Below are 15,624 nucleotides of genomic sequence, written 5' to 3' on the forward strand. Positions count from 1 at the left end.
CATGAAAAAAATGAAAGTTTGGTCTACTGTACTTGCAACGGGAGTTGCTCTTACTACACTTGCTGCTTGCTCTGGAGGTTCAAATTCTACGACTGCTTCTTCATCTGAAGAAAAAGCTGATAAAAGTCAAGAATTAGTAATCTATTCGAACTCAGTCTCAAATGGTCGTGGTGATTGGTTAACTGCTAAAGCAAAAGAAGCTGGTTTTAATATAAAAATGGTTGATATCCCTGGCGCTCAATTAGCAGACCGTGTTATTGCCGAGAAGAATAATGCAGTTGCAGATATGGTATTTGGAATTGGTGCTGTTGATTCAAATAAAATTAGAGATCAAAAATTACTAGTACAGTACAAGCCTAAATGGTTAGATAAAATTGATCAATCTTTATCAGATAAAGATAATTATTATAATCCTGTGATTGTTCAACCATTAGTTTTAATTGGAGCGCCTGATGTAAAAGAAATGCCTAAAGATTGGACTGAATTAGGTAGTAAGTATAAAGGTAAATATTCAATTTCTGGGCTCTCAGGTGGAACAGGACGGGCAATTCTAGCAAGTATCTTAGTTCGATACCTTGATGATAAAGGTGAATTAGGTGTTTCTGAAAAAGGTTGGGAAGCAGCAAAAGAATATCTGAAAAATGCATACACTCTTCAAAAGGGAGAAAGTTCAATTGTTAAGATGTTAGACAAAGAAGATCCAATACAATATGGAATGATGTGGGGTTCTGGTGCATTAGTTGGACAAAAAGAACAAAATGTTGTTTTCAAAGTTATGACTCCTGAGATTGGTGTACCATTTGTAACTGAACAAACTATGGTTTTAAGCACTAGTAAAAAACAAGCGTTAGCTAAAGAATTTATTGATTGGTTTGGTCAAACAGAAATTCAAGTAGAATATAGTAAGAACTTTGGATCTATTCCTGCAAATAAAGATGCGCTAACAGAGTTACCTGAAGATACGAAAAAATTTGTGGATCAAGTGAAACCACAAAATATTGACTGGGAAGCTGTTGGAAAGCATTTGGATGAATGGGTAGAAAAAGCTGAATTAGAATACGTACAATAAGAAATAAGAGTTAATTTTTATGTCCAAGTCTCTCTATTATTTCTAAATTTATGGAAGAAATAAAGAGAGGCTTTTGGTTTAGTAATAGAGGGAGTTAGTGAGATGATTAAATTTGATAATATTCAAATTAAATATGGTGATTTTGTTGCAATTGATAATCTGAATTTAGATATACATGAAGGGGAATTTTTTACATTTCTTGGGCCTTCAGGATGTGGTAAATCAACTACTTTGAGAGCATTGGTAGGTTTTCTAGATCCATCATCAGGAAGTATTGAAGTTAATGGAACAGATGTCACTCATTTGGAACCTGAAAAGCGTGGAATTGGTATTGTATTTCAATCTTATGCGCTATTTCCAACTATGACTGTTTTTGATAATATTGCATTTGGTTTAAAAGTTAAGAAGGTAGCTCCAGATGTTATTAAAGCTAAAGTATCAGCAGTAGCAGCAAAAATTAAGATCTCTGATCAACAGTTACAGCGTAATGTATCAGAATTATCTGGGGGTCAACAACAAAGGGTAGCATTGGCTCGTGCTCTGGTTCTTGAACCTAAAATTCTTTGTCTAGATGAACCATTGTCAAACCTTGACGCAAAATTACGTGTAGATTTGAGAAAAGAGTTGAAAAGACTTCAAAAAGAGTTAGGTATTACTACTTTATATGTTACTCATGACCAAGAGGAAGCCTTAACTTTATCTGATAGAATTGCAGTCTTTAACAATGGATACATCGAACAGGTCGGTACACCTGTAGAGATTTATCATAATTCTCAAACTGAATTTGTATGTGATTTTATTGGCGATATTAATGTTTTGACCGATGAAACAGTCCACGAAGTATTACTGAAAAATGCAAGCGTTTTCTTAGAAGATAAAAAAGGATACATTCGATTAGAGAAAGTTCGATTCAATCGTGAAACTGAACAAGATTTCATTCTAAAAGGAACAATTATTGATGTTGAGTTTTCTGGAGTTACAATTCACTATACAATAAAAGTTTCTGAAAGTCAGATTCTTAATGTAACAAGTATTGATAGTCAGGCTGCTATTAGATCTGTCGGAGAAAGTGTGGACTTATTTATCACACCATCAGACGTTCTGCAATTTTAAGGAGGTGCAGTATGCGTCATAAATTAAATTTAAAAGATTGGCTTATTCGTTTAGGGTTAATCTGGTTCCTAGTAACATTTATTATTTATCCAAACTTTGATCTAGTAGTGAATGTATTTGTAAAAGGAGGAGAATTTTCCCTTGAAGCTGTACATCGTGTTCTAAAATCTGAGAGGGCACTTCAGAGTATTATGAACAGTTTTAAGTTAGCATTTTCACTCATTATTACAGTTAATGTCGTAGGTATTCTTTGTGTTCTATTTACAGAGTACTTTGATATTAAAGGTGCTAAAATTTTAAAATTAGGCTATATGACCTCTTTAATTTATGGAGGAGTGGTTTTAGCGACTGGATATAAATTTGTCTATGGTCCTTATGGATTGATAACAAAATTTTTACAAAATGTTATCCCTTCTTTAGACCCTAACTGGTTTATTGGGTATGGTGCAGTCTTATTCATTATGACATTTTCAGGAACTGCTAATCATACATTGTTTTTAACAAATACAATTCGAAGCGTTGACTATCACACTATTGAGGCTGCACGAAATATGGGAGCAAAACCATTTACTGTTTTCCGAAAAGTAGTGTTACCAACCTTAATTCCAACTCTATTTGCACTTACTATTATGGTTTTTCTTAGTGGTTTGTCTGCAGTAGCAGCACCCATGATTGTTGGTGGTAAAGGATTTCAAACTATAAATCCAATGATTATTACATTTGCAGGGATGGGGAATTCTCGTGATTTAGCTGCCTTACTTGCAATTATTTTAGGTATTGCAACTACAATTTTGCTTACTATCATGAATAAGATAGAAAAAGGTGGAAATTATATTTCTATCTCTAAGACTAAAGCGCCTCTTAAAAAACAAAAAATTGCATCTAAGCCTTGGAATATCATTGCTCACATTGTAGCATATGGATTGTTCACAGTTTTCATGCTTCCACTAATTTTTATAGTATTATACTCATTTACAGATCCAGTTGCAATTCAAACAGGTAACTTAACATTATCAAACTTTACTTTAGAAAATTATCGCTTATTCTTTAGTAATAGTGCGGCATTCTCTCCATTCTTGGTCAGCTTTATTTATTCTATTATCGCTGCGACAACAGCAACAATTCTAGCAGTTGTATTTGCTCGTGTTGTCAGAAAACATAAATCTCGTTTTGATTTCTTATTTGAATATGGTGCTCTACTTCCTTGGTTACTACCAAGTACACTTTTAGCAGTAAGTTTATTATTTACTTTTAATCAGCCACAATTTCTTGTCTTGAATCAGATTTTGGTAGGTAGTTTGGTAATTCTACTTATTGCATATATAGTTGTAAAAATCCCATTTTCTTATAGAATGGTACGTGCTATTTTATTTAGTGTTGATGATGAGATGGAAGATGCAGCAAGAAGTATGGGTGCTTCACCTTTTTATACTATGATGAAGGTTATCATTCCATTTATTTTACCGGTTGTTCTCTCTGTTATTGCTTTAAACTTTAACTCTTTATTAACTGACTTCGACTTATCTGTATTTCTTTACCATCCATTAGCTCAACCGCTGGGTATAACTATTCGTTCAGCAGGTGATGAAACAGCAACTTCAAATGCTCAAGCACTTGTGTTCGTTTATACTATTGTATTAATGATAATTTCTGGTTCTGTATTATACTTTACTCAGAGACCAGCTAGTAGAAAAAGGAAATAATAATGCAGGCAACAAGCTTAGGACTATCATATATCGAAATTGTATTAAGAATTGTACTTTCATTAGTTATTGGTGGAGTAATTGGTTTAGAGAGAGGAAGTAAATCTCAACCAGCAGGTATTCGTACACATAGTATTGTTTGTCTGGCTGCATGTTTAATTATGATGACTAATGAGTATGTATCTTATAAATTTGGTACAGGAGATCCTACACGCTTAGGTGCGCAAGTTATATCAGGTGTTGGTTTTCTTGGGGCTGGAACAATACTTATTACAGATAAAAAGAAAATAACTGGTTTAACAACTGCAGCCGGAATATGGGCTTCAGCTGGAATCGGTCTAGCTATAGGTGTTGGTTTTTATGAAGGAGCCGTACTAGGAGCAGTGTCTGTTTGGAGTGTTATAACTATGTTCCAACCTTTAAAAAAATATCTTCAAAGTCGTTCAAAGATAATAGAATTGTATATCGTTGTTAGATCTACAGAGGCATATAATCGGGTACTAGTATACTGTGCTGAGAATGGCATTAGAATGACTGATTCTAGAACTGCATTTGGAGATGTTAATTCAGAAAGAATTGAATATTTTGATGTTCCAGAAAAAAAAATAGCATCATTTATTACTCTAGAACTATCAGGAAGATTTGAACATCTTCGTTTGATGGAAGAAATTGCTAATATTGTAGGTGTTATTTATGTCGAAGAAATTAGCTGAAATTTAGTAAACAAAGGGACAGATGTTTTTGTCCTTTTGTTTTTTAGATGTTTTAATCATCTAATTTTTGAGTAGATTTTTGCTCTGAGGTTTTTATGAAAGATTATAAAATCAATTTTGATTTAGGTAAAATAGAATATTTTGATAATAATTGTTTGATACAAGTATACAAATTTATTTCTTTTTATGATATTTGTGAAATGGTGTTTCCCTTTCATTTACCTCCAAATGAGTTGATAACAAATGTTATTTTTAAAGAAAAAATTAAGTCTATGTTAGAATGTTACATTGACAGGCTTTTATATATTTTTATAAATCCTACAATTTTTACTGAAAAAGTTAATCTACAATTTTATGGTAGTTTTTTCTCATATGAATTTATTTGTCGTGAAGTTGGAAACATTCTTAAAAATAAAGGTGTGAAATGCAATTTAAACTTTTTTGAAGGGGAAGAATATTTGTAAAATCAATTTTGTGAATTTGTGGATCTTAAATAATTTACTAAATTCTCTTGTTAAAAAAAATTAAATATTGTATAGTAATATTAGAATGTTCGTAATGGAGGACTGAAATGAAAAATATAAATGGGAAAAAGGTAACTATTTATGATATTGCACGTTTATCAGGTTTTTCTCCAAAAACAGTTTCACGAGTTATTAATGGTGGAGTAAATGTTAAAGAAGAAACTTATCAAGCGATTCAAAAAGTTATAGAAGAATTGTCGTATATTCCAAATGCATATGCAAGAAATTTAACTAAAAAAGAAGCTATAAATATATTGATTTCTGTAAAAAAAATCGACTCTTTTCCTTTAATTTGGTTCCAAACTTTATTAGATAAAGTTTTACAAACTTGTAAAGAGTATGGTGTTAACGCTATTGTTGAATATTTTAGTGAAGAGGATACAATTAGTAATTCAATAATCTCGAGTACAGGAAGTTTGATAGATGGTGTAATAGTATTTTATGAAAGTAAAGAAGATATTCGGATTAATTACTTACAAAAGAATAAAATTCCATTCATAGTTTTTGGAGAATCTAGAACACCTAATGTTGTGTATGTTTCTAACAACAATTTTCAGGCCACTTATGACATGATGAAATTAGTATCAAAAGAAAACATTAATAGTATGTGGTTACTTATGGGAGGAGAATCCCTTGTTAATATGGATCGAGAGAGAGGGGTTCGTGCTTTTTTAAATGATAAAAACTATGAAATGGATTTGAAAGTTGTATATGGTCTAACTACAATAGATTCGGTTTATTCATATGCTACAAGACATCTATCTAATCAAAATTATCCTGATTTGGTTTTTGTATCCGGGGATGAGAAAGTACAGGGATTGATTCGTGCTTGCTATGAGAAGGAAATTACTATTCCTGATGATATTTCAATAATCGGATTTGACAATATTCCAATTTCTCAATATTACACTCCAGCTTTATCTACAATTTCTCCTAATTATGTTAAATTAGCTCAAGAAATGATTGAAGGGGTATTAGCAATTATAAAGGGGGAAAGTGTCACATCTGTTGAAGTTTCTACTAAACTTGTTAGGAGACAGAGTTTCTAGTATTGTTTAATTCTTGAAAATCCTAATGGAAAAGATGGAGTGTTCTAAAGTAAGTTCTGTTTAGCATCTATTCAGTTTCTATTGAGTTGGATCCAATTTCTAACAAGTGGGACATTTTCACGTTCGATTTACTAAAGACATTATCACATTCGAATCACACATCTTTCAAAAAAATCGTAAAAAAGTCTTGACAAAGAAAAAACAAAGTATTAAAATAAGTTCAACAAATCAGAAAAGTAACTATTTTTGATCTTCAGGGAGCCTGTGGTGATTGTGAACAGGTGGTTGGAAGTAGTGAAAGTGGGCTGATTTTAAAAATGAATTTGAAACAATGAAAATTCGGTGCGCACACCTTACAGTGCAACTTGTTGTTAGACAAGGTAGAGATGTAAAGGGGATAGTCCCTTTATAATTGAGGTGGCACCGCGTTACCAACGCCCTCACGCAGAAGTAGATTCTGTGTGTGGGCTTTTTTCATATCTTGAAATCAATACAGAAAGAGGAAATTTTTATGACAACTAAAGGTTATTTTGGACAATTTGGTGGTAGTTTTGTACCGGAGCCGATTCAGGCTTTGTTGGATGAGTTGGAAGTGACATTTGACAAGTACAAAGATGATCCAGAATTTTTGGCAGAATTTCGCCATTACTTGAAGGATTATTCAGGTCGAGAAACACCGCTCTATTTTGCAGAAAGTTTGACAGAGTACCTAGGTGGCGCTAAGATTTATCTCAAGCGTGAAGACCTGAACCATCTGGGTTCTCACAAGCTCAACAATGTTTTAGGACAAATTCTTCTGGCCAAACGTATGGGTAAAAAACGTGTTATCGCGGAAACAGGGGCTGGTCAGCACGGGGTTGCGACTGCAGCTGCAGCAGCTAAGTTTGGTATGGCCTGTGATGTTTACATGGGGGCAGAGGATGTAGAGCGTCAACGTCTAAATGTTTTCCGTATGGAGATGATGGGAGCAACTGTTCACGCAGTTGAAACGGGGACACGAACTCTTAAGGATGCGGTTGATGCAGCCTTTGGAGCATGGATGAATGATTTGGAAGCCTTCTATGTTCTGGGATCTGCTGTGGGTCCGCACCCTTATCCTACTATTGTTCATGAGTTCCAAAAGGTCATCAGTGAAGAATCTCGCCGTCAAATCTTAGAAAAAGAAGGTCGTTTACCAGACTACGTTATTGCTTGTGTAGGTGGTGGTTCCAATGCTATTGGTGCTTTTTCACAGTATGTGGCTGATGAAGAAGTTAAATTGGTTGGGGTTGAAGCTGCTGGTCACGGACTTGACACAGACAAGCACGCAGCTACTATGACAAAAGGTAGCATCGGAATTGTCGACGGAATGAAGACCTATGCAGTCTTTAAAGAAGACGGAGAGCTGGCTCCAGTTTATTCTATCTCAGCTGGTTTGGACTATCCAGGTGTTGGCCCAGAACACGCCTACTTCAAAGACTCAGGTCGCGTGGAATATGTCGCTGCGACGGATGAAGAAGCTGTTCAAGCCTTGCTTCTCCTCAGCAAAACTGAAGGAATTATCCCAGCGATTGAAAGTTCGCATGCTATCGCAGAAGCAGTTAAACGTGCACCGAAACTAAGTAAAGACGACATTATCATTATCAATGTCTCTGGTCGTGGAGACAAGGACGTAGCTGCAATTGCGGACTACCTAGAAGCTAAAAAATAAAAGATGGAAAAATTACAGTCTTTTCTCTCACAGAGAGCTTGTGGTTGCTGGAAACAAGCAGAGAAAGCTGTAAGGTTGGGTTCATCTGAAACGAGAGAAGAAAACATAATTCTCAAGGGAGTGCCCTTTATCGCACAGCCTGTTACAGGAGATATCTGAGACAGGAATGAGAGATAGGAGAAATCCTATAATTGGGGTGGCACCGCGAATTTCGTCCTCACGCAAGTTATTTTGCGTGGGGATTTTTTATATATAGTCGCCACGATCTAGAATTAGAACTGAAAGGGAAATTACAATGGAACAAATCATTCATGGAGATGTCTTATCGCCAATCTTGGCTTATATGCGCCTAAAGGGGCAACACAAGGTTATTTTAGAAAGTATTCCGAGAGACAAGGAAACCGCTCGTTTTTCTATCTTAGCTTATAATCCAGTTTTTGAGATTAAGTTTGAAAATGGAGTTCTTTATCAAAATGGTCAAGTGATTGATCGGGATCCCTTAGATTTCCTTTATGAAGTGACTCATAAGAGCCAGCACCATTCAGATCTACCTTTCGGTGGTGGGGCAATTGGTTTTGTTGGTTACGATATGATTTCGCTTTATGAAGAAATTGGTCAAATTCCTGAAGATACTATTGGAACGCCAGACATGCATTTCTTCGTCTATGAGAGTTACATGGTCTTTGACCACAAGAAGGAGAAAATCCATGTCATCGAGGATGCTCTCTATAGTGAGCGTAGTCAAGAAGATTTGGAAGAAGCTTTGAAGCAAGTGCTGGAGGAATTACGCATCCCTGCAGCAAATGAATTTGAAGACTTGGATCTATCTCCGTCAGACTTCAAACCGCATATCGCTCCTCAAAAATTTGAGGAAATGGTGGAAACAGCTCGTGACTTGATTCGTAATGGCGACATGTTCCAGTGCGTACTCAGTCAGCGCTTCTCAGCAGAAGTTACTGGAAATCCATTTGACTTCTACAGAAATCTTCGCGTGACCAATCCATCCAATTACCTCTATTTCTATAACTTTGGGGATTATCAAATCATCGGTGCCAGTCCAGAAAGTTTGGTTTCTGTCAAAAATGGCATCGTGACAACCAATCCGATTGCAGGGACACGACCAAGAGGAGCTACGGATGAAGAAGACAAGGTTTTGGCGACAGACCTGCTTTCGGATGAGAAGGAAACAGCAGAGCATCGAATGTTAGTAGACTTGGGTCGTAACGATATTGGTCGCATCTCTGAAACGGCCAGTGTCCAAGTCACTAAGTATATGGAAGTGGAGCTCTTCCGTTATGTCATGCATTTGACCAGCGTGGTCAAGGGGCGTTTGCTTCCAGAACTCACTGCCATGGATGCCTTGAAAGCAACACTTCCTGCTGGAACAGTTTCAGGAGCACCAAAGATTCGAGCGATGAGACGCATCTATGAACTGGAAACAGAAAAACGTGGCGTATACGCAGGAGCAATCGGCTACTTGTCTGCGACGGGTGATATGGATTTCGCCATTGCTATCCGAACGATGATTCTCAAAAATCAAACAGCCTATGTGCAGGCTGGGGCAGGGATTGTCTACGACTCTATCGCCCAAAATGAATACCAAGAAACCATTAACAAGGCTAAATCTATGACTAGAATTGGAGAACTAAGACCATGATTTTATTGATTGATAACTATGATTCTTTTACCTATAACTTGGCCCAATACATTGGGAATTTTGCAGAAGTACAGGTCTTGAGAAATGATGATCCCAAGCTGTATGAAGAAGCTGAAAAAGCAGATGGTCTGGTCTTTTCTCCTGGTCCCGGTTGGCCAGTTGATGCTGGAAAGATGGAAGACATGATTCGTGATTTTGCTGGCAAAAAGCCGATTCTTGGGATTTGTTTGGGTCATCAAGCCATCGCAGAAGTCTTTGGTGGTAAGTTAGGCTTGGCTCCAAAAGTCATGCATGGGAAACAGAGCAATATCAGCTTTGAAGCGCCATCTGTTTTGTATCAAGGTATCGAGGATGGCCGTGCGGTCATGCGTTATCACAGTATTTTGATTGAAGAAATGCCAGAAGACTTTGAAGTGACAGCTCGTTCGACTGATGACCAAGCCATCATGGGAATTCAACACAAAAACCTACCGATTTATGGCTTCCAGTACCATCCAGAGAGCATTGGAACGCCAGATGGCTTGTCTTCTATTCGGAATTTTATCGAGAAGGTTGTAAAGTGAGGAAACTAGGATGAAAGAGATTATTGAAAAACTAGTAAAATTTGAAAATTTATCAGGTGTGGAAATGACGGATGTCATTGAGCGTATCGTAACTGGACGTGTAACGGAGGCGCAGATTGCTTCTCTCCTTTTGGCTCTTAAGATGAAGGGGGAAACACCTGAAGAACGCACAGCCATTGCCCAAGTCATGAGAGGGCATGCCCAACATATTCCAACTGAGATTCATGATGCCATGGACAACTGTGGTACAGGTGGGGACAAGTCTTTCAGCTTTAACATCTCCACAACTGCAGCCTTTGTCTTGGCTGGTGGTGGTGTTCACATGGCAAAGCATGGTAACCGCTCGATTTCTTCTAAATCTGGTTCCGCAGATGTCCTCGAAGCCTTGGGCATCAATCTTGATCTCAAACCAGCTGAACTAGGTAAGGTCTTTGATAAAACTGGAATCGTCTTTCTCTTTGCCAAAAATATGCATCCAGCCATGAAATACATCATGCCAGCTCGTTTGGAATTGGGAATTCCAACGATTATGAACTTGACTGGTCCCCTGATTCACCCAATGGCCTTGGAAACACAGCTTCTTGGTATTAGTCGTCCAGAACTTCTAGAAAGTACAGCTCAGGTTTTGAAAAATATGGGTCGCAAGCGTGCCATCGTGGTTGCTGGGCCAGAAGGGCTAGATGAAGCTGGTTTGAATGGAACAACCAAGATTGCACTTCTTGAAAATGGCGAAATCAGCTTGTCAAGCTTTACTCCAGAGGATTTGGGAATGGAAAACTACGCTATCGAAGATATTCGTGGAGGAAATGCTCAGGAGAATGCAGAAATTTTGCTCAGCGTTCTTAAAAACGAACCAAGTCCATTCTTGGAAACGACAGTTTTAAATGCTGGTCTTGGTTTCTATGCTAATGGTAAAGTAGATAATATCAAGGATGGAGTTGTCTTGGCTCGTCAAGTGATTGCTAGTGGCAAGGCCCTTGAAAAACTCAGACTGTTACAGGAGTACCAAAAATGAGTCAGGAATTTTTAGCACGAATCTTGGAGCAGAAGGCGCGTGAGGTTGAGCAGATGGAGCTGGAGGAAATTCAGCCCCTGCGCCAGACCTATCGCTTGGCTGACTATCTAAAACAACACCAAGACCGTCTACAGGTAATCGCTGAAGTTAAGAAGGCTAGCCCTAGTCTGGGAGATATCAATCTCGATGTGGATATTGTGCAACAGGCCCAGACTTATGAAGCAAATGGTGCAGTGATGATTTCTGTTCTGACAGATGAAGTTTTCTTTAAAGGACATTTGGATTATCTACGGGAGATTTCCAGTCAGGTACAGATTCCGACGCTTAACAAGGACTTTATTATCGATGAAAAGCAAATCATCCGCGCTCGCAATGCAGGTGCGACAGTCATCTTGCTCATTGTGGCAGCCTTGTCCGAAGAACGTCTCAAGGAACTTTATGACTATGCGACAGAGCTTGGTCTGGAAGTCTTGGTGGAAACGCACAATCTAGCTGAACTAGAGGTAGCTCACCGCCTTGGAGCTCAAATTATCGGGGTCAATAACCGCAACTTGACCACCTTTGAAGTTGACTTGCAGACCAGTGTAGATTTGGCTAAACATTTCAAAGATGATTGCTTGTACATTTCTGAATCTGCTATTTTCACAGGGCAGGATGCGGAACGAGTAGCACCATACTTTAACGGAATTTTAGTTGGGACAGCTCTTATGCAGGCAGAAGATGTGGCCCAGAGAATCAAGGAGTTGCAGATTGACAAAGGTTAAAATTTGTGGACTATCGACCAAAGAAGCGGTGGAAACAGCCGTTTCAGCAGGAGCCGACTACATCGGTTTTGTCTTTGCACCTAGTAAAAGACAGGTGACTTTGGATCAGGCTGCCGAGCTGGCAAAGCTTATTCCTGCAGATGTCAAAAAGGTTGGTGTGTTTGTTTCACCAAGTCGGGCAGAACTGCTAGAAACGATTGACAACGTTGGCTTGGACTTGGTTCAAGTTCACGGTCAGGTGGCAGATGATTTATTTGAGAATTTGCCTTGTGCCAGTATTCAGGCTGTGCAGGTGGATGGAGAGGGTCATGTGCCCAATTCTCAGGCAGACTATCTCCTCTTTGATGCCCCTGTGGCTGGGAGTGGCCAGACCTTTGATTGGGGGCAACTGGATACGACAGGACTAACTCAGCCTTTCTTTATCGCAGGTGGGCTTAATGAAGACAATGTAGTAAAAGCAATTCAACACTTTACTCCCTATGCAGTAGATGTATCAAGCGGAGTGGAGACAGATGGACAAAAAGATCATGAAAAGATTAGAAGATTTATAGAGAGGGTAAAGAATGGCATATCAAGAACCAAATAAAGATGGATTTTACGGAAAATTCGGTGGACGTTTCGTCCCAGAAACATTGATGACAGCAGTTTTGGAGTTGGAGAAGGCCTACCGTGAAAGTCAGGCAGACCCAAGTTTCCAAGAGGAATTAAACCAACTTTTGCGTCAGTATGTGGGACGTGAAACTCCTCTTTACTACGCAAAAAACTTGACCCAGCATATTGGCGGAGCCAAGATTTATCTCAAACGGGAAGACCTTAACCATACAGGCGCCCACAAGATTAACAATGCCTTGGGACAAGTTCTTCTGGCTAAACGCATGGGCAAAAAGAAAATTATCGCTGAAACAGGTGCTGGTCAGCACGGTGTAGCAACTGCAACTGCTGCAGCCCTCTTTAACATGGAATGTACTATCTACATGGGTGAGGAAGATGTCAAACGCCAAGCCCTCAATGTCTTCCGTATGGAGCTTTTGGGAGCTAAGGTCGAGGCAGTGACAGACGGTTCGCGCGTGCTCAAGGATGCGGTCAATGCAGCCCTCCGTTCATGGGTAGCTAATATCGATGATACCCACTATATCCTTGGTTCTGCCTTGGGGCCTCATCCATTCCCAGAAATCGTTCGTGACTTCCAAAGTGTCATTGGTCGAGAGGCTAAACAACAGTACCGTGACTTAACAGGTCAAGATTTACCAGATGCCCTAGTAGCTTGTGTTGGTGGTGGTTCTAACGCTATCGGTCTCTTCCATCCATTTGTAGAAGATGAGTCAGTAGCTATGTATGGAGCTGAAGCAGCTGGACTTGGTGTAGACACAGAGCACCACGCAGCTACCTTGACCAAGGGTCGTCCGGGTGTCCTTCACGGTTCCCTCATGGATGTACTCCAAGATGCTCATGGTCAAATTCTTGAAGCCTTCTCTATCTCAGCAGGTTTGGACTATCCTGGTATCGGTCCAGAACATTCTCACTACCACGATATTAAACGTGCCAGCTATGTTCCTGTGACAGACGAGGAAGCCTTGGAAGGATTCCAACTCTTGTCTCGTGTGGAAGGGATTATCCCAGCCTTGGAATCTAGCCATGCTATCGCTTTTGCGGTGAAATTGGCCAAAGAACTCGGACCAGACAAATCCATGATAGTCTGTCTATCAGGTCGTGGGGATAAGGATGTGGTTCAAGTCAAGGAACGCTTGGAAGCAGATGTAGCAAAGAAGGGAGAAGCTCATGCATAAGACACTAACAGAAAAATTGAATGCTATAAAAGCAGCTGGAAAAGGAATTTTTGTTCCCTATATCATGGCTGGAGACCACGAGAAAGGTTTGGATGGACTCGGAGAAACAATCCACTTTCTAGAAGATTTGGGTGTTTCTGCCATTGAAGTGGGCATTCCCTTTTCAGACCCTGTTGCAGATGGACCTGTTATCGAAGAAGCAGGCTTGCGCAGTCTAGCCCACGGGACTTCGACAGAAGCTTTGGTTGAAACCTTGAAAACCATTCAAACAGAGATTCCACTGGTCATCATGACCTACTTCAACCCCCTCTTTCAGTACGGTGTGGAGAATTTTGTCAAAGATTTGGCAGATACAGCGGTTAAGGGCTTGATTATTCCTGACCTTCCTCATGAGCATGCCAACTTTGTAGAACCATTTTTGGCAAATACAGACATTGCTTTGATTCCTTTAGTAAGCTTGACCACAGGGATTGAACGCCAGAAAGAGTTGATTGAAGGGGCAGAAGGATTTGTCTATGCGGTTGCCATCAATGGGGTGACAGGGAAATCTGGCAATTACCGTGCAGATTTGGATAAGCACTTAGCACAATTGCATCAAGTGGCCGATATCCCAGTCTTGACAGGTTTTGGCGTATCTAGTCAAGCCGATGTTGAACGCTTCAATGCGGTGTCAGATGGTGTTATCGTCGGTTCAAAAATCGTAAAAGCTCTCCACCAAGGAGAGCCGATTCAGGACTTTATCAAACAAGCAGTAGCTTACCAAAAATAATCACACAAGCAGCAAGCAAGAGGAAAGGCACGAAAGGAAGTCTTTCCTTTTTCTTTTGCAGGAGAAAGGCTAGAATCCCCGTAGCAGAAGCAAACTGAATCAAGATCAGTAATTCGGTTGCGCTAAAGATGAGAGAACAAGAAGCTAAAAAGAGAAAATCCCCTGCTCCCATGCGGAGATCGATAAAATGAGCCAACATTCCAAGGACAAGGAAGAAGACCATGACCAGATTCCAGCCAGAGAAGGCCATGAGGATTAGGTGGAAAGTCATCCAGACCAGTAGGGGATATTCCTGATGGCGAAAGTCGTAGATACCCAAGGTCAAACCGGCAGTTATGAGGACGACTTGTACCAAGGAAAGCCAGCCCCATGACCAAGCCAGAAAGAGGAGTCCTAAACCTAGTTCAAAGAGGGCATACCAAATAGGATAAGGAGCCTTGCAGTAGCGACAGCGAAAGCGATTGAACACCTGCGAGAGAATAGGAATCAAATCTAAGGGACGCAAGCGAGTCTGACAGGAATCGCAGTGACTAGCAGGTTGGATAATAGATTGCTCTGGAAAACGGTCAATGACCAAACCAAGAAAGGAAGCGAGAATGCTCCCGACAAGAAAAAAATAAAAATCAATCATACTTATCTATTCGTAAAAAATGGGAGAAGTAGTATAATGGAGAAACATAAACAAGATAGTGAGGTCAAGATGACAATTCGTTTTGAAGAAGAGGTGAGTATAGAAAACGCTCAATACGTATGCCAATGGTCCAACTCCCTTGGAAAATCCTTTCAAGAACAATGGATGGGACCAATGATTCCTTTCCCCTTGACAATTCAAGTCTTTCAAGATTTGGAAGGAATCTTTTCAATCTTTGAAGGACAAGAGTTTGTGGGGCTAATACAAAAAATCAGGCTAGAAGACAGTAATCTTCATATTGGAAGATTTTTTATCAATCCTCAGAAACAGGGGCAAGGCTTAGGTAGGCAGGCTTTAAGGCAATTTGTTAGTTTGGTCTTTGAAAATAGAGATATAGACAGCATCTCTCTAAATGTCCTCGAAGCAAATCAAGCAGCCCAGCACCTTTACCAAAAAGAAGGATTTAAAATCGTTCAAATAGTTGAAGAACCTGTACGAAAATACATCATGAAAAAGGGGAGATAGAAGCAGACAAAGTCTTTTCCTGTTTTATGTAGATGTTTACACATGAAAATTG

17 protein-coding genes and 1 other annotated feature are annotated in these 15,624 nt (G+C 39.2%); of the genes, 16 read left to right on the top strand and 1 reads right to left on the bottom strand.

Translation table 11 applies throughout. The features are described from left to right. The first annotated feature begins 1 nt into the window (after position 1). The 15 genes from RYK12_RS02965 to trpA all read left to right on the top strand — a co-directional run bounded on the left by RYK12_RS02965 (position 2) and on the right by trpA (position 14,416). A complete protein-coding gene (locus tag RYK12_RS02965; protein WP_000738380.1) occupies positions 2-1,069 on the top strand; it encodes an extracellular solute-binding protein in 1,068 nt (355 codons plus the stop codon). A 102-nt stretch (positions 1,070-1,171) separates the two neighbouring features. After that, positions 1,172-2,182, top strand: coding sequence for an ABC transporter ATP-binding protein (locus RYK12_RS02970; protein WP_000589137.1), 1,011 nt, complete (start codon positions 1,172-1,174; stop codon positions 2,180-2,182). An 11-nt stretch (positions 2,183-2,193) separates the two neighbouring features. Next, complete coding sequence (locus RYK12_RS02975; RefSeq protein WP_001216191.1) at positions 2,194-3,885, top strand: iron ABC transporter permease; 1,692 nt, start codon at positions 2,194-2,196, stop codon at positions 3,883-3,885. Positions 3,886-3,887: 2 nt separating this feature from the next. After that, positions 3,888-4,598 carry an MgtC/SapB family protein gene (locus tag RYK12_RS02980; protein ID WP_001149046.1) on the top strand — a complete coding sequence of 237 codons (711 nt, stop codon included), beginning with the start codon at positions 3,888-3,890 and terminating at the stop codon, positions 4,596-4,598. A gap of 95 nt (positions 4,599-4,693) precedes the next feature. Next, on the top strand, positions 4,694-5,062 hold the full coding sequence (locus RYK12_RS02985; protein ID WP_060805805.1) for a hypothetical protein: 369 nt from the start codon (positions 4,694-4,696) through the stop codon (positions 5,060-5,062). A gap of 107 nt (positions 5,063-5,169) precedes the next feature. Beyond that, on the top strand, positions 5,170-6,171 hold the full coding sequence (locus RYK12_RS02990; protein ID WP_000789953.1) for a LacI family DNA-binding transcriptional regulator: 1,002 nt from the start codon (positions 5,170-5,172) through the stop codon (positions 6,169-6,171). Between the two features lie 214 nt (positions 6,172-6,385). Then, positions 6,386-6,616 (top strand) — a binding site (T-box leader). Between the two features lie 66 nt (positions 6,617-6,682). Then, the gene (gene trpB, locus RYK12_RS02995; protein ID WP_247932188.1) at positions 6,683-7,861 is read left to right on the top strand and encodes a tryptophan synthase subunit beta; all 1,179 of its coding nucleotides are present in this window, start codon (positions 6,683-6,685) and stop codon (positions 7,859-7,861) included. A 3-nt stretch (positions 7,862-7,864) separates the two neighbouring features. After that, positions 7,865-8,020, top strand: a complete 156-nt coding sequence (locus tag RYK12_RS03000; RefSeq protein ID WP_314846839.1) for a hypothetical protein — start codon at positions 7,865-7,867, stop codon at positions 8,018-8,020. A 136-nt stretch (positions 8,021-8,156) separates the two neighbouring features. After that, the gene (gene trpE, locus RYK12_RS03005; protein ID WP_314846842.1) at positions 8,157-9,518 is read left to right on the top strand and encodes an anthranilate synthase component I; all 1,362 of its coding nucleotides are present in this window, start codon (positions 8,157-8,159) and stop codon (positions 9,516-9,518) included. Next, complete coding sequence (locus tag RYK12_RS03010; protein ID WP_000601909.1) at positions 9,515-10,081, top strand: aminodeoxychorismate/anthranilate synthase component II; 567 nt, start codon at positions 9,515-9,517, stop codon at positions 10,079-10,081. The genes trpE and RYK12_RS03010 overlap by 4 nt, the downstream gene beginning before the upstream one ends. A 10-nt stretch (positions 10,082-10,091) precedes the next feature. Further along, positions 10,092-11,096, top strand: coding sequence for an anthranilate phosphoribosyltransferase (gene trpD, locus RYK12_RS03015; RefSeq protein WP_314846844.1), 1,005 nt, complete (start codon positions 10,092-10,094; stop codon positions 11,094-11,096). Beyond that, a complete protein-coding gene (gene trpC / locus RYK12_RS03020) occupies positions 11,093-11,860 on the top strand; it encodes an indole-3-glycerol phosphate synthase TrpC (protein WP_049551473.1) in 768 nt (255 codons plus the stop codon). Before trpD ends, trpC begins: the two co-directional genes overlap by 4 nt. After that, positions 11,847-12,446 carry a phosphoribosylanthranilate isomerase gene (locus tag RYK12_RS03025; RefSeq protein WP_314846847.1) on the top strand — a complete coding sequence of 200 codons (600 nt, stop codon included), beginning with the start codon at positions 11,847-11,849 and terminating at the stop codon, positions 12,444-12,446. Before trpC ends, RYK12_RS03025 begins: the two co-directional genes overlap by 14 nt. Then, positions 12,424-13,647, top strand: coding sequence for a tryptophan synthase subunit beta (gene trpB, locus RYK12_RS03030; RefSeq protein WP_049502467.1), 1,224 nt, complete (start codon positions 12,424-12,426; stop codon positions 13,645-13,647). The genes RYK12_RS03025 and trpB (RYK12_RS03030) overlap by 23 nt, the downstream gene beginning before the upstream one ends. Further along, complete coding sequence (trpA, locus tag RYK12_RS03035) at positions 13,640-14,416, top strand: tryptophan synthase subunit alpha (protein ID WP_314846850.1); 777 nt, start codon at positions 13,640-13,642, stop codon at positions 14,414-14,416. The genes trpB (RYK12_RS03030) and trpA overlap by 8 nt, the downstream gene beginning before the upstream one ends. Here trpA and RYK12_RS03040 read toward each other — a convergent pair. Then, positions 14,388-15,047, bottom strand: coding sequence for a prepilin peptidase (locus tag RYK12_RS03040; protein ID WP_314846853.1), 660 nt, complete (start codon positions 15,045-15,047; stop codon positions 14,388-14,390). The genes trpA and RYK12_RS03040 overlap by 29 nt on opposite strands. 69 nt (positions 15,048-15,116) lie before the next feature. Here RYK12_RS03040 and RYK12_RS03045 point away from each other — a divergent pair, with 69 nt between their 5' ends. Next, entirely contained in the window at positions 15,117-15,572 is a 456-nt protein-coding gene (locus tag RYK12_RS03045; protein ID WP_314846953.1) for a GNAT family N-acetyltransferase, read from the top strand. The last annotated feature ends 52 nt before the right edge of the window (positions 15,573-15,624 follow it).

This window comes from uncultured Streptococcus sp. (genome assembly GCF_963518475.1).
Taxonomy (GTDB): Bacteria; Bacillota; Bacilli; order Lactobacillales; family Streptococcaceae; genus Streptococcus.

What these genes read in the sequence shown, in the direction of transcription:
- trpA (WP_314846850.1), top strand. Translation starts at nt 13,640, where the DNA reads ATGCATAAGACACTAACAGAAAAATTGAATGCTATAAAAGCAGCTGGA.
- trpC (WP_049551473.1), top strand. Translation starts at nt 11,093, where the DNA reads ATGAGTCAGGAATTTTTAGCACGAATCTTGGAGCAGAAGGCGCGTGAG.
- RYK12_RS02980 (WP_001149046.1), top strand. Translation starts at nt 3,888, where the DNA reads ATGCAGGCAACAAGCTTAGGACTATCATATATCGAAATTGTATTAAGA.
- trpE (WP_314846842.1), top strand. Translation starts at nt 8,157, where the DNA reads ATGGAACAAATCATTCATGGAGATGTCTTATCGCCAATCTTGGCTTAT.
- RYK12_RS02985 (WP_060805805.1), top strand. Translation starts at nt 4,694, where the DNA reads ATGAAAGATTATAAAATCAATTTTGATTTAGGTAAAATAGAATATTTT.
- RYK12_RS02990 (WP_000789953.1), top strand. Translation starts at nt 5,170, where the DNA reads ATGAAAAATATAAATGGGAAAAAGGTAACTATTTATGATATTGCACGT.
- trpD (WP_314846844.1), top strand. Translation starts at nt 10,092, where the DNA reads ATGAAAGAGATTATTGAAAAACTAGTAAAATTTGAAAATTTATCAGGT.
- RYK12_RS03010 (WP_000601909.1), top strand. Translation starts at nt 9,515, where the DNA reads ATGATTTTATTGATTGATAACTATGATTCTTTTACCTATAACTTGGCC.
- RYK12_RS03040 (WP_314846853.1), bottom strand. Translation starts at nt 15,047, where the DNA reads ATGATTGATTTTTATTTTTTTCTTGTCGGGAGCATTCTCGCTTCCTTT.
- RYK12_RS02970 (WP_000589137.1), top strand. Translation starts at nt 1,172, where the DNA reads ATGATTAAATTTGATAATATTCAAATTAAATATGGTGATTTTGTTGCA.
- trpB (WP_247932188.1), top strand. Translation starts at nt 6,683, where the DNA reads ATGACAACTAAAGGTTATTTTGGACAATTTGGTGGTAGTTTTGTACCG.
- RYK12_RS03045 (WP_314846953.1), top strand. Translation starts at nt 15,117, where the DNA reads ATGACAATTCGTTTTGAAGAAGAGGTGAGTATAGAAAACGCTCAATAC.
- RYK12_RS03000 (WP_314846839.1), top strand. Translation starts at nt 7,865, where the DNA reads ATGGAAAAATTACAGTCTTTTCTCTCACAGAGAGCTTGTGGTTGCTGG.
- trpB (WP_049502467.1), top strand. Translation starts at nt 12,424, where the DNA reads ATGGCATATCAAGAACCAAATAAAGATGGATTTTACGGAAAATTCGGT.
- RYK12_RS02975 (WP_001216191.1), top strand. Translation starts at nt 2,194, where the DNA reads ATGCGTCATAAATTAAATTTAAAAGATTGGCTTATTCGTTTAGGGTTA.
- RYK12_RS02965 (WP_000738380.1), top strand. Translation starts at nt 2, where the DNA reads ATGAAAAAAATGAAAGTTTGGTCTACTGTACTTGCAACGGGAGTTGCT.